This is a genomic window from Luteibacter sp. OK325 (genome assembly GCF_003050935.1).
Classification (GTDB): Bacteria; Pseudomonadota; Gammaproteobacteria; order Xanthomonadales; family Rhodanobacteraceae; genus Luteibacter.
This window is the reverse complement of record NZ_QAOX01000004.1, coordinates 393,865-406,775: the sequence shown is the minus strand read 5'-3', so window position 1 is coordinate 406,775 and position 12,911 is coordinate 393,865. Positions and strand designations below refer to the sequence as shown.

Annotated in this window: 11 protein-coding genes; 8 read left to right on the top strand and 3 right to left on the bottom strand. The window is 65.5% G+C overall.

Annotated features, from left to right (window positions below):
* Positions 1–89 precede the first annotated feature (89 nt).
* The 3 genes from upp to C8J98_RS11830 form a co-directional block, all read right to left on the bottom strand.
* On the bottom strand, positions 90–728 hold the full coding sequence (gene upp / locus C8J98_RS11840) for a uracil phosphoribosyltransferase (RefSeq protein WP_107913445.1): 639 nt from the start codon (positions 726–728) through the stop codon (positions 90–92).
* A gap of 156 nt (positions 729–884) precedes the next feature.
* On the bottom strand, positions 885–1,145 hold the full coding sequence (locus C8J98_RS11835; protein WP_233260211.1) for a PsiF family protein: 261 nt from the start codon (positions 1,143–1,145) through the stop codon (positions 885–887).
* A gap of 299 nt (positions 1,146–1,444) precedes the next feature.
* Positions 1,445–2,947: an aminotransferase class III-fold pyridoxal phosphate-dependent enzyme gene (locus tag C8J98_RS11830; RefSeq protein ID WP_107913382.1), complete on the bottom strand. Its 1,503-nt coding sequence runs from the start codon at positions 2,945–2,947 to the stop codon at positions 1,445–1,447.
* Positions 2,948–3,161: 214 nt separating this feature from the next.
* Here C8J98_RS11830 and C8J98_RS11825 point away from each other — a divergent pair, with 214 nt between their 5' ends.
* The 8 genes from C8J98_RS11825 to queA all read left to right on the top strand — a co-directional run bounded on the left by C8J98_RS11825 (position 3,162) and on the right by queA (position 12,725).
* Entirely contained in the window at positions 3,162–4,082 is a 921-nt protein-coding gene (locus C8J98_RS11825; protein WP_107913381.1) for an ABC transporter ATP-binding protein, read from the top strand.
* On the top strand, positions 4,079–4,858 hold the full coding sequence (locus C8J98_RS11820; protein ID WP_107913380.1) for an ABC transporter permease: 780 nt from the start codon (positions 4,079–4,081) through the stop codon (positions 4,856–4,858). Before C8J98_RS11825 ends, C8J98_RS11820 begins: the two co-directional genes overlap by 4 nt.
* 6 nt (positions 4,859–4,864) lie before the next feature.
* The gene (locus tag C8J98_RS11815; RefSeq protein WP_233260205.1) at positions 4,865–6,082 is read left to right on the top strand and encodes a sensor histidine kinase; all 1,218 of its coding nucleotides are present in this window, start codon (positions 4,865–4,867) and stop codon (positions 6,080–6,082) included.
* Positions 6,079–7,215, top strand: coding sequence for a sensor histidine kinase (locus tag C8J98_RS11810; RefSeq protein ID WP_107913378.1), 1,137 nt, complete (start codon positions 6,079–6,081; stop codon positions 7,213–7,215). The genes C8J98_RS11815 and C8J98_RS11810 overlap by 4 nt, the downstream gene beginning before the upstream one ends.
* Positions 7,212–7,814, top strand: a complete 603-nt coding sequence (locus tag C8J98_RS11805) for a response regulator transcription factor (protein WP_107913377.1) — start codon at positions 7,212–7,214, stop codon at positions 7,812–7,814. The genes C8J98_RS11810 and C8J98_RS11805 overlap by 4 nt, the downstream gene beginning before the upstream one ends.
* Positions 7,815–7,869: 55 nt before the next feature.
* Entirely contained in the window at positions 7,870–9,090 is a 1,221-nt protein-coding gene (locus tag C8J98_RS11800) for a DUF3142 domain-containing protein (protein ID WP_233260204.1), read from the top strand.
* Positions 9,087–11,549 carry a hypothetical protein gene (locus C8J98_RS11795; protein WP_107913375.1) on the top strand — a complete coding sequence of 821 codons (2,463 nt, stop codon included), beginning with the start codon at positions 9,087–9,089 and terminating at the stop codon, positions 11,547–11,549. The genes C8J98_RS11800 and C8J98_RS11795 overlap by 4 nt, the downstream gene beginning before the upstream one ends.
* 141 nt (positions 11,550–11,690) lie before the next feature.
* Positions 11,691–12,725: a tRNA preQ1(34) S-adenosylmethionine ribosyltransferase-isomerase QueA gene (gene queA, locus C8J98_RS11790; RefSeq protein WP_107913374.1), complete on the top strand. Its 1,035-nt coding sequence runs from the start codon at positions 11,691–11,693 to the stop codon at positions 12,723–12,725.
* Positions 12,726–12,911 lie beyond the last annotated feature (186 nt).

The window sequence follows — 12,911 nt, the reverse complement described above, 5'->3', positions numbered from 1 at the left end:
GCAATCCCCTGCGTGGCGTTCCCCCTGTCGAGTCCGCCGGCAGAGTGTGCCGCGATTTTATGACAGGGGGATGTGACACACCCGACGACTCAGGAAGGTTTCTGCTTGGTCCCGAAGATCTTGTCGCCGGCATCGCCCAGGCCGGGGAGGATGTAGCCGAGCTCGTTGAGATGGTCGTCGATGCAGGCGACGTAGATTTCGATATCCGGGTGCGCGGCTTCGATGCGTTTGAGGCCTTCGGGCGCCGCCACCAGGAACAGGCCCTTGATCTTCTTTGCACCGGCCGCCTTGAGCATGTCCACCGTGGCGACCAGGGTGCCGGCCGTGGCGAGCATGGGGTCGACGATGATCGCCGTGCGCTCGTCCATGCCGCCGCTGAGCTTTTCGTAATAGGCGACCGGCTCGAGCGTTTCTTCGTCACGCTGCAGCCCGACGACGCTCACCTTGGCCGCGGGAATCATTTCCAGCACACCCGTGAGCATGCCCAGGCCAGCACGCAGAATCGGCACGATGGTGACCTTCTTGCCCTTGATGTGCGTGACTTCGACCGGACCGGCCCAGCCCTCGATCATCTTGCACTCGGTTTCCATGTCGGCCGTGGCTTCATAGGTGAGCAGGGCGGCGACTTCGGAAGCGAGTTCGCGGAACTCCTTCGTGCTGATGCCGGCCCGACGCATGAGGCCGAGTTTGTGCTGGATGAGGGGGTGGCGGACTTCGACGATTTTCATGGGCATGCAGTCGATGGCAGGATCCGCCGATTGTCGCATGCGAGATGTGTGTGGGAGCCGCTTCAGCGGCGATGGGTGCTAGCCAAGGCATCGCCGCTGAAGCGGCTCCCACATAAAGCCCCTATTAAAGCCCCTATTAAAGCTCCCACAGATCGCTCAGCCTTTGAGGCAAGTGCTCATGAAGGTCTTGCGCTCGTCACCCTTCAGGGTCTTGGCCGAGGCGTCCTTGTTGCAGGAGGTCATCTTCTGCTGCTGGGTCTGTTTGGCCGGTGCCGGCGCTGCGGTATCGCCCTTCAGGCAACTGCTCATGAAGGTCTTGCGCTCGTCGCCTTTCTTGCCTGTCGCCTGTGTATTGCATGTCGACATGCGCTGTTGCTGCGGCGTCAGTTCTTTCTTGGCGGCCTGTGGTGCGGCCATCGCACTAGCGGAAAAGGCGAGCAGGGAAGCAACGGCAAGGACACGAAGCTGCATACACATGGCAAACCCCTACGTGACGCCGGGCGAATCCGGCGCGTCTGAGCTTACCCCGCTGTGTGTGGGCAGGCTATGCCTGCCTTGTGTGGGAGCCGGCTATGCCGGCCTTGTGTGGGAGCCGGCTATGCCGGCGATGCTTTGGCGAGCACCCTTCGCGCTGAAGCGGCTCCCACAAAGGACAGCCCACAAAGGACAGCCCACAAAGGACAGCCCACAGAGAGCGGTCCTCAGCCTTCAGGCCTTCACGCCGCCTTGGTCGACGAGGCCGAACGCCGCGGGCCTTCCTTCAATGCATGGCGGATTTCCTCGACGATGAGGTCCACCTCGGCGCTCGTCACGCGGAAGTGCGGCGTGAAGCGCAGCGAGTTGGCACCGCCGTGGATGACGCCCACGCCGCGCTCGCGCATGTATTCCTCGGTCGAGCCTTCGCCGTAGCACTTGTAGTCGGTCGCCAGCTCGCAGGAGAACAGCAGGCCGGTGCCCTGGACCTTGGTGATCATGCCGCCGAGTTCGCTCTTGAGGCCTTCCAGCTTCTGCAGGAATTCCTGGCCCTTGTCACGAATGTTCGCGCGGACTTCATCGGTCAGCTCCGCCAGCGTGGCAACGGCCACGTCGAGGGCACGCGGGTTCGCGGTCATCGTGTTGCCGTAGATGCCCTTGCGATACAGGCCGGCGACGCGGTCGGTCACGGCAAGCACGGACAGTGGATACTGGCCGGCGTTGAGCGCCTTGGAGAAAGTCTCCATGTCCGGCGCTTCGAGGTTTTCGAAGCCCGGGTAGTCGATGATGGACAGCACGCCATGCGCACGCAGGCCGGCCTGGATCGAGTCGACCAGGAGCAGGGTGCCGTGCTCGCGCGTGAGTTCACGTGCGGCGGCGTAGAACTCCGGCGTGAGCGCGCGGCCCGGATCGCCTTCGCCCATCACCGGCTCGAGGAACATCGCTTCGATGAACCAGCCCTGGCGATCCGCTTCGGCGAAAGCGGCCTTCAGCGCGGCCACGTTGTACGGCTCGACGGTGACCAGGGTGTCTTCGTTGCGGAAGCTGGCCAGGTGCTGCTGGTAGTTGCGGCGCGACGAGTCGGAGTAAATCGCCGGACGCTCGGTGCGGCCGTGGAAGGCGCCCTTCACGGCGAGACGCTTGATGGTGCGACCGGCGTGGCGTGCACCCGGGTCGGTCATCACGCGCGCATTGACGTCGGCGATGCGGCCGGCGAGGGTCACCGACTCCGAGCCTGAGTTCAGGCAAAGAAAGTGCGAATACGGGCTACCGCCGCGGTTGCGACCGAGCTCCTTGTTCAGCGCGTCGCACAGGCGCACCTGCGAGACGTTCGCCGTCATTACGTTGGCCATGACCTGCGGGCGCGCCATGGCATCGAGGATGTGCTGCGGGTTGTGCCCGAAGCCGAGCATGCCGTAGCCGCCGTTGTCGTGAATCACGGCGCCCTTGAGCGTGACCACCCACGGACCGCGCGCGGCGGCGGGCACGTACGGGTTCACGCCGTCGTCGGGGTAGAAGTTCACCAGGCCGCACTGGAGGTGGTCGATCTGCGCGGCTTCGTCCATGCGCAGGAAATCGCCCATCTCGGCGCGCAGCGCCTTGTGATAGCCGACAGCCTCTTCGATGGCCTGGACCAGGGAGGGGTCGATGCCGGCAAATCGCTCGACCGTGGCGTCGGCCAGGCCGTGCGTACGCGGCGTACCGCCAAAGTCGCGCATCTCGCGCAGAAGACCGATGACGTCCATAACCCACTCCTCACTTCGAATGACGCGGCACTGTTCGAACCGATCCCTTAAGACGCCGCTAAGTATCTATATGTAAAGGGATTATTTCCCCAGCATATCACGCGGTTTTTGGCCGCGTAACCCCCGGGTGACGCTTGTCACATCCGCACAATGACGCAAGCGACTGCCGCCAAGGGGTTGCGACCGAATATGGTGCGACGCAAGGGAGGACACCATGAACAACGACACCTGCATTGCGCGTCTGGACCAGGTCGGCAAGCGCTACGGCGCCATCGTCGCGCTGGACGGCATCAACCTGCAAATCCACCGCGGCGAGCTGCTCGCGCTGTTGGGCCCCAACGGCGCTGGCAAGAGCACCAGCATCGGCCTGCTGCTCGGCCTGCACCGGGCGGACAGCGGTAGCGTCAGCCTGTTTGGTCGCGATCCACAGGACATCGAGGCACGCCGACGCATCGGGGTGATGCTGCAGTCGGCCGCCTTGCCGCCGACCCTCAAGGTGGGTGAGCTGATCAGTCTCACGGCCAGTTATTACCCGGCGCCGAGGACGGTGGCCGAGTGCGCGGCGTTTGCGGACATCGGCGATCTCCTGGACCGGCGCTATTCGACGCTTTCCGGCGGCCAGCAGCGTCGCGTGCAGTTCGCCATGGCGCTGGCGGGGCGACCGGAAATCCTCTTCCTCGACGAACCGACGGTCGGCATGGACATCGTCGCGCGCCAGGCACTGTGGGCCGCGATGCGCAAAGCCGTCGCCGCAGGCTGCGCCGTGGTCCTGACCACCCACTACCTCGAAGAAGCCGAGGCACTGGCTGATCGTGTGTGCGTGATCGCCAAGGGACGCGTGGTTTCCGAAGGCACCGTGGATGCCCTGCGTGCGCATGTTGCGGTACGTCGCATCCGTTGCATCACGTCGACCGCCGCGGCAACCGTCGCCGCGTGGCCGCACGTGCTTTCGGCGGAGTGCGTGCAAGGCCGTCTGGCCATCGCCACCGCCGAAGCCGAGAGCGTGGTGCGTCGCCTGCTCGACACCGACGCGAGCCTGAGCGAGCTCGAAGTGCAGCGTGCCGGCCTGGCCGAGGCCTTCACCGAGATCACCCGCGAAACCGAGTCGACCGATCTTTCCCAGGAGGCCGCATGAACACCATCGACAGCATCGCCACGCCGGTGATGACCACAGGCCGGCTGGTCAACGCTTATGTGCAGGAAGCGAAGTCGGAATGCCTGCGCTACATGCGTAATCCGGGTTTTCTCCTGCCGACGCTCCTGTTTCCCTCCGTGTTCTACCTCATGTTCGGCATCTTCCTCGCCCACTCGAACAGTGCGGACGCGCCGCGTTACCTGCTCGCCTCGTACGGTACGTTCGGTGTGATGGCGCCGGGGCTGTTCGGTTTCGGCGTGTCGCTCGCGCTCGAGCGGGACACAGGTCTGCTCACGCTCAAGCGTGCCATGCCGATGCCGCCGGGCGCCTACCTGCTGGGCAAGATGTGCATGGCGATGCTGGTGGCCGCAACGGTTTCGATCATCCTGATGTGCATGGCGGTGTTCCTTGCGGGTGTCTCGTTGCCGGCATCGCGACTTGCCGCGTTCTTCGTGCTCGAAGTACTCGGCGTCCTGCCGTTCTGCGCGCTGGGCCTGCTGGTCGGCACGCTGGTGAAGGGGCAGGGCGCCCCTGGGGTGGTCAACCTGATCTACCTGCCGATGGCCTTCCTGTCCGGGCTGTGGTTTCCGCTGTCGATCATGCCGTCCTTCATACAGTCGATCGCCCCGATCTGGCCGGCCTACCACCTCGACCAGCTGGCGCTGTCGGTCGTGGGGCTCGGGCAGGGCGGCATCCTGATCCACGTGCTCGTGCTGCTCGGCTTCACCACGGCCTTCCTCCTGCTCGCCGCGCGCCGCCTGCGTCGCTACGGTTGAAGTAGCATGAACGCACGCCTTTCCTCGGATACCCGCATGGCCCGCTCGTGGTTTCAGCCGACACCGGATTCGCTGTGGAACCGCTTCCGCGAGAAGCCTCGGTTGCGCGTGGCCAGCCTGTTCAACCTGGTGTGGACAGTCTATGTCTTCGGCGACCTGGTCTTCGCGCAGAAACTCAACCCGCACTGGTGGCTGGCGACCTTGATGGCTTTTCCCGCCTTCCTGGCCATCTATGCGATCAGCTATATCCGGCCGATTCGCCAGGCACCCTGGTTTGCCGCGGCCGTCGCCCTGCTCGCTTACTCGATCATGGGCATCAACGCGAGCGGCGGCGCGTGCTTCATGATCTATGCGTGCGCGATCATGGGTTTCGAGGGTTCGCCCAAGCGCTGCTATACCGGCATGGGGTTCGTGATCGGCGGCTTCGCCCTGGCGGGCACATTCATTTACACCTGGCCGCCATCCATCCTGGCGACGATCAGCTTCATCGCGCTCTCGGTGGGTTCGATCAACGTCATTTACCGCTTCAATGCACAGCGTGACGCCGAGCTCAAACTTTCGCATGACGAAGTGCGTCGACTCGCGGCAATGGCCGAGCGCGAACGCATCGGGCGCGATCTGCACGACCTTCTCGGCCATACGCTTTCGTTGATCACGCTCAAGCTGGAGCTGTCGCGCCGCCTGATCGATCGCGATACGGATGCGGCGCGCCGTGAAATGGAGGAGGCCGAATCCGTGGCCCGGCATGCGCTTGCCGAAGTGCGCTCGGCGGTGACGGGCATCCGCGCCACGGGTCTTGCTGGTGAGCTCGCTTCCGCCCGTTTGTTGCTCAATGCTTCCATGGTGCAGTTCGATTACGTGAGCAACCTGCCCGAGCTTCCCGAGCGCCTGGAAGCCGGTCTTGCGCTCATCCTGCGCGAGGCGGTGACGAACATTCATCGCCATGCGCGTGCCTCGTCCGCCGAAGCTCGTGTCGAGGTGAAGGGGGGTGAGCTCACGCTGTGCATCGCCGACAACGGCAGTGGCGGCGTCAGTGCCGAAGGCAACGGGATTTGCGGCATGCGTGAACGAGTCCGTGCGCTGGGCGGCACACTGGCCTTCGAATCCGAGCGCGGCAAGGGCACGCGCGTGCGCATCGTCGTGCCGCTGACCGCGGCGGATCGTCGCCTCGCGCCCACCACGGAGCCCGGCACCCTCGGGCTCGAGACACGGCCGACGTCATGATGCGACTGCCGTCCGCCAGCGCGGACTCCCTGCTCGGCAGCCTGCGCTCGCCGACTTATCTGCGCTGGCAGGCCGGCTTGCAGGTGTTCTGGCTGATCGCGCTGATCCAGGGGCCACTCGCGCTGAAGGCATTCGACTGGGCCTGGTTTGGCCCGACGCTGCTGTCGATCCTCGTTTATCTGGTCTGCTATCTCGGCGTGTATATCGCGCCGCTGCGGCGTTTGCCGTTTCATGCCGTGAGCATCGTCGTGGTGGGCTTCGTTCTCTGGCCGGTCAATCCGCTGTCGCTCGGTTACGTGATCATCGGCGTGACGTTGCTGGCTTATGCACCGAAGGCGCGGTACTGGCTTATCGGCGTGGGCGTTTCCGCACTCCTCACACTGGCCTGGGTTTATGCCTTCGGCGTGCCATTGATCCATGTGGCCATCGTTTTCGGCGCAGGCCTCGCCGCCGGTTTCAGCAACTTCCTCTACGTGCGTGGTGCGCGTCGCGATGCGGAATTGCGCCTGTCTCAGGGTGAAGTGCGGCGCTTGGCGACGCTGGCCGAACGCGAGCGCATCGGTCGCGATCTGCACGACCTGCTCGGCCACACGCTGTCGCTGATCACGCTGAAGTCCGAGCTCGCCAAGCGGCTGGCGCTAGCCGATCCCGCGCGTGCCCAGCAGGAGATGGAAGAGGTCGAGCGCGTCGCCCGTCATACCCTGGCCGAAGTGCGTAGCGCGGTCACCGGTATGCGCGCGGGCGATCTCGGCAGCGAACTGGTCTCCGCCCGCCTCATGCTCGAAGCCTCCGGCATCGCGCTGGATGTGGTCATGCCCGAACGTCTGGCGTTGCCCGAGCCGACGGAAGCGGCGCTCTCGCTGGTGCTTCGCGAAGCAATCACCAATATCCACCGACACTCGCGCGCTACCGAAGCGCGCGTGGTCATTACCCGTAACGGACAGGATTTTTCGATGCGCATCACGGACAACGGTTGTGGCGGACTCGCCGCGCACGGCAATGGGGTTTCCGGCATGCGCGAGCGTGTGCGGCAGGTCGGCGGCCGGCTGGCCATCGACTCGCCGGCGAAGCAGGGCACGGCGCTCGAGATCGGCCTGGCCTTGCCGCAGGCGCTGCAAGGGAGCGTGGCATGATCCGCGTCCTGATTGCCGAAGACCAGGCCATGGTGCGGGGAGCCCTGTCGGCCCTGCTCAACCTGGAATCCGACATCGAAGTGCTCGGCTCGGCGGCCGACGGCGAGAGCGCCTGGCGCGAACTCCAGCGCCTCAAGCCCGACGTGCTGGTGACCGACATCGAGATGCCCGGCCTTACCGGCCTGGAAATCGCCCAGCGCATTCATCGCCACGAGTTGCCGATGAAGGTGATCATCGTGACGACCTTCGCCCGGCCGGGCTTTCTCCGCCGCGCGCTGGATGCCGGGGTGAGTGGTTACCTGCTCAAGGATGCGCCGGCGGAGAATCTGGCCGAGGCCCTGCGCATGGTCCACCGTGGTGGCCGCGCCATCGATCCGCAGCTGGCGCTTGAAGCATGGTCCGAAGCCGATCCCCTGAACGACCGCGAGCGGCAGGTGTTGCGCCTGGCCGGGGAGGGGCTCTCGGCCAGCGATATCGGCACGCAGCTGAATCTTTCGCATGGCACGGTGCGCAATTACCTCTCCGAAGCCATCGGCAAGCTGGGCGCCGGGAACCGCATCGAAGCCTTCCGGCTGGCGCGTCAGAAAGGCTGGCTCTGACAGCTACAATGGGCAGGTAGCCCGCCGCTTCCGGCGAGTTTGGGGAGCCATCGGAGTGGCCCATGTCCTGCGGAACCTGGCGATCACTGCGTTCGTGGCGCTGCTCGTCGCTGCCTGCGGTCGCGCGCCCGCACCGCTGACCCACGACGCTTATGTGTGGCAGCGGCAATGGACGCCGGCCTTGCGCGAGGCCATGTCGAGCTCCACCGATCTCGTTCGCGACTGGCGGGTGCTTGTCGCCCAGGCCGATCGCAACGGCGCGTTCCACACGTTTGCGCCGGACAGGGAAGCGCTGGTTCGTAGCGGGCGGCCTGTCGTGCTGGTCGTGCGTATCGACGGGAGGCTGGCGCGTTTCGATGCCGGTGTGCTCGCCGAGCGCATCGCGGGGCTCACGGCTGGCTGGCCTTCCACTCAGCTTGCCGGCATCGAGATCGATTACGACTGCCCGACCTCACGCCTGCCGGCGTATACGGACTTCCTGGCAGCATTGCGCCCGCGACTCGCTGCGCTTCCGCTCTCGATCACCGCGTTGCCGACGTGGATCGGCTCACGCGACCTCGATGCGTTGCTGGCTGTGCCGGATGAGTCCGTGTTGCAGGTGCATGCCGTGCAGGCGCCGCAAGCGGGTCTGTTCGATCCGGTGATTGCCGACCGTTGGGTGGACGAGTTCGCCACGCATACCCGCAAACCGTTTCGCGTTGCGCTGCCTACGTATGGTTCGCGCGTGAGCTGGAACGAAGATGGCAGCCTGCTTGCCGTCGAAAGCGAGCGAGCCGCGCTGGCCGCCGGCGCGATGTCAGCGGAACTGTATGCGGCGCCCGATACGCTCATGGCGTTCGTGGCGCATCTGACCAAGGACCGTCCGCGCGGTTTCGTCGGCGTGGTGTGGTTTCGTTTGCCGACCGTGGACGATACGCGCGCATGGAGTCTCGCCACCTGGCGGGGTGTCGTCCGTGGTCAGCTGGATACGCGCCCCTTGCTCATCACGCTGCAGCCGGGCGTGACCGCGGACGCACCGTTCGAGGTGATGCTGGATAACGCTGCGGTGACCGATGCGGTACCGCCACAGCGCATCGCGTTGCCTTCATCCTGTGACGTGGCCGACGGCATCGATGGCTACCGGCTGCGTCGCACCGACAACGCACTCGAACTGATTGCCGACGGCGCTCGTCCGCTGAAGGCGCAAACACGGCGCTCGATCGGTTGGGCCCGTTGCAAGGCCGGTACGCCCCTCACGCTTTCACCCACACCCTCAGAAGGAACGCCCGTTTCATGATGAAGCACAAGTCGCTCGCGATCGGACTGGCGATGGCCGCTGTCGGCGCCGTGGCCTGGGCCTGTGGTCCGGATTTCCCGACGCAGATGCTAGATGATCGCGCGGCCACATTGAATGTCGTGCCGCAGAATACGTTCGCCTTCGAAGCGTCGCATCTCCTGCCGGCGACCGACGGGCTGCAAGCGGTCGAGAGCGATCCGTACGACGATGCCGCCAAGGTCAGGCCCGACCTTACGCCGGAGCAGGCTGAGCGTGTGAAGACGCTCGCCGCTTCGGAGTCCGGAGCGAAAGCGTTCGACGCTGGTTCGGATCTTCCGCCCGACGTACGTGCTTATGCCGCCGGTGCGGTCGACTGGAAGCTGGCGATCGCGGCGTGTCCCGGCGCGCCGGAAAGTCAGTACGGCGAAAGTCTAAGCAAACCACCTTGCGCCGTGTTCGATGCGGCCGCGCTCGATGCGGCGCAGGCGCGCTTCGAACAGGTGCTTGCGCTGTCACCCGATCAGGCTCCGCGCCGCGGCGCCTGGGCCGCTTACATGCTTGGGGAAGTGCATGCCTTGCGTGCCGCGAAAGCCGCCGGCACACCCGCCTTCGCGTCGCATCGCGATGCGGCGGCCAAGGCATTCCAGCAGGCCCGGACACGGGTACTCGCGGGAGCGTCCGACGCCCAGGGACTGGCTGTGGCGAGCTTCGGCGAGGAAGCTCGGTTGAGTCTCTACGCCGACGGGAAGCCGTGTGTCTGGGTGGACCTCTACAACACGGCCTCCTGCACGCAGGCACTGTCACCCGCCGACCTTAAACACGCGATCGCGCTTTACTCCGCGCAGGCGGGCCACGGTTCGGCGAATGCGGTGCAATCGTTGGCATCCATTGCCAGCGCTGTGCTTGCCAACGATGACCAGGTCGCGGCTCTGATCGACGGCCCGGTGTCGCAGCGGCTGTTGGTGGTCTATGCCATCGCGTCATTCAGCGCGGGTGATCCCGACGGCAACCAGGTCGCGGTGACCGGGGTGGTCGATGCGATCCGGGCGGCAGGTCCTGGCAAGGTCGCCGCCGGTGATCGGCTCGCCTCACTGCTGTACTCGATGGGACGGTACGACGAAGCCGAGGCCGTGCTGACCAAGGCTGACGGGCCGCTGGCAAGCTGGGTGCGCGCAAAGCTCGCCTTGCGCAAGGGTGACCGCGAAGGCGCGGCTCGTTTCTACGCCGAAGCGGCGAAGGCCTTCCCGAAGGCGGATGACCCGACGGCCGCGCTAGGGCGCGACAGTGCGCATCGGCTCGTCGGCGAAAGCGGCGTGCTGGCACTGGCGCGCGGCGAATACGTCGAGGCGATGGCGCGGATGTACCAGGTCGCGTCGTCGGTCGGTGGCGACGGCAACGGCTATGAGCGCGACCTGGGCGACCAGGACGCGGGGTACGGCAATAACGGGAGCAGCGACTCGGGGACCGGCTTCGGCAACGACATGAACTACATCGCCGAGCGCGTGCTGACCGTCGACGAGCTGAAGACCTTCGTCGATGCCAACGTGCCGGCATCGCTGCCCGCGGCTACGCCGCAAAAGGCTGCGTCCACCGATCCGTTGGAGCTCAACGATCGGCTGCGCTGGCTGCTTGCACGTCGACTCATGCGGGTCGGTCGTTTCGACGACGCCTATGCGTATTTTCCGTCCGGTGCGACCCGTCAGTCGTTCCCGCCGGAGCCCGAATTGTATTCGGATCCGGATTCGGGTGCCCCGTCGCACCCCGCGGATATCGACCTTCGCGCCACGGCGAAGGCCTATGCGAACGCCGTGCACGACGGCGACACCGCCTGGACCGGCATCGGCAAGGCCGAAGCGCGTTACGCGGCGGCGAAAATCGCCCGCGAACAGGGCATGGAGCTGCTGGGCTACGAGCAGGGCCCCGATTACGGTGACAACGGCGGCATGTACCAGGGTGGTAGCGGACAAAGCGCCGAGACGCTGAAGGGCGACCTGGTCACGGCCGGCGAGCGCCAGCGCTTCAACGACAGCGCAGCCCAGCCGGATCGGCGCTATCACTACCGCTATCTCGCCGCTGACCGGGCCGTCTCCGCCGCCGAGTTACTGCCGCCGCGCTCGCAGGCTTTCGCCGCCACGTTGTGCAAGGCGACGAACTGGATGCTCGAAGGTCCGCCGGATTACAACGAAGCCAGCGACGGAGACACGACCAAACCCCTGAACGAGCGCCAGCGCCGCGTCCGGGCCTATTACGCCCGCTACGTGAAAAAGGGTCCCTACGTGGCATGGGCCGCCGACTTTGGCCGCAGCTGCGAAGAGCCCGATTTCGCCGGCGCCCGCAAGCTGAAGCGCGCGGAGCAGGTAAGGGCGGTGAAGCACTTCGTCCGCAAGTACCTGGCCGTTGAGATCGCGGTGTTGGTGCTGGTGGTGGCTGGCCTGGTCGTGATCTTCCGCCGCCGCAGGCGACGACAAACTGCTCGGTAGGAGCCGATTCATCGGCGATCCCGCGCCAGCGGGCCAGGCTACCGCCAGCACCCCGTCGCCGCTGACGCGGCTCCCACAGAAAACGCCTGACCTGCCGGGATGGGCGATAATGCCTAACCCGCCTCCTGAAAACCCCCACTCGTGAAGAAATCCGACTTCAACTTCGACCTGCCCCCCGACCTGATCGCCCAGACCCCGCTGGTCCGGCGCTCCGGGAGCCGGCTGCTCGTGGTCGATATCGGCGCTCACACCAAGAAGGACCGGAAGTTCTACGAGCTGCCGGAGATGCTCCAGCCGGGCGACCTGCTGATCTTCAACGACACCAGGGTCCTCCCCGCGCGCCTTTACGGTCGCAAGGAATCCGGCGGTGCGGTGGAGATCCTGATCGAACGGGTCACCGGCCCGCACGAGGCCCGGGCCCAGCTGGGCGTGAGCAAGAAGCCCAAGGAAGGCGGCCGGATCGAGCTGGCCGACGGCAGCATGGTCACCGTGCTTGGTCGCGAGGGTGAGTTCTTCCTGCTGCGCTTCGAGAGCCAGGAGCCGCTCGAGCGCCTGCTTTCGCGCCTGGGCGAAATGCCGCTGCCGCCGTACATCGAGCGCGGCGCCGAGCCCGCCGACAATGAGCGCTACCAGACCGTTTTCGCGCGTGAGCCGGGTGCGGTCGCCGCGCCGACCGCGGGCCTTCACTTCGACGAGGAACTGCTCGGCAAGCTCCGCGCTCGCGGTGTCGAGATGGGCTACGTCACCTTGCATGTGGGTGCGGGTACCTTCCAGCCGATGCGCGCCGAGGATGTTCGCGACCACGTGATGCATCGCGAGTGGCTCAATGTCGGTGCCGGCCTGGTGGAGAAGATTCGCGAAACACGTGCAGCCGGCGGTCGTGTCGTCGCCGTCGGAACTACGGTGGTGCGGGCACTCGAAAGCGCGACCGTCGAAGGCGTATTGCGCCCCTTCGCGGGCGAGACCCAGATCTTCATCTTTCCGGGCTACAAGATCACCAGCGTCGATGCGCTGATCACCAACTTCCACCTGCCGCAGTCGACCTTGCTGATGCTGGTCTCGGCGCTGGCGGGCAAGGAGGCGATCCTCGAGTCGTATCGCTACGCGGTGCTTCAACGTTACCGCTTTTTCTCATACGGCGACGCGATGCTGATCATTCCGGCGAAGGCTGTCTGAGGGCCGCAACCCGTGTCGCGGCTGCATCGCGTCCGCCACATATTGCGAAATAAACCCTAAAGTTCTTACCTTCCCTGCCGAAACGGCTCATTGAAGAGCCGTGCGCGGCCACCCGAAGGGGTGCCCGCGTGCGATGAACCAGGACGGTTTGGAGTAGTAGCAAGATGCGGGTTGCAGGGGATGACC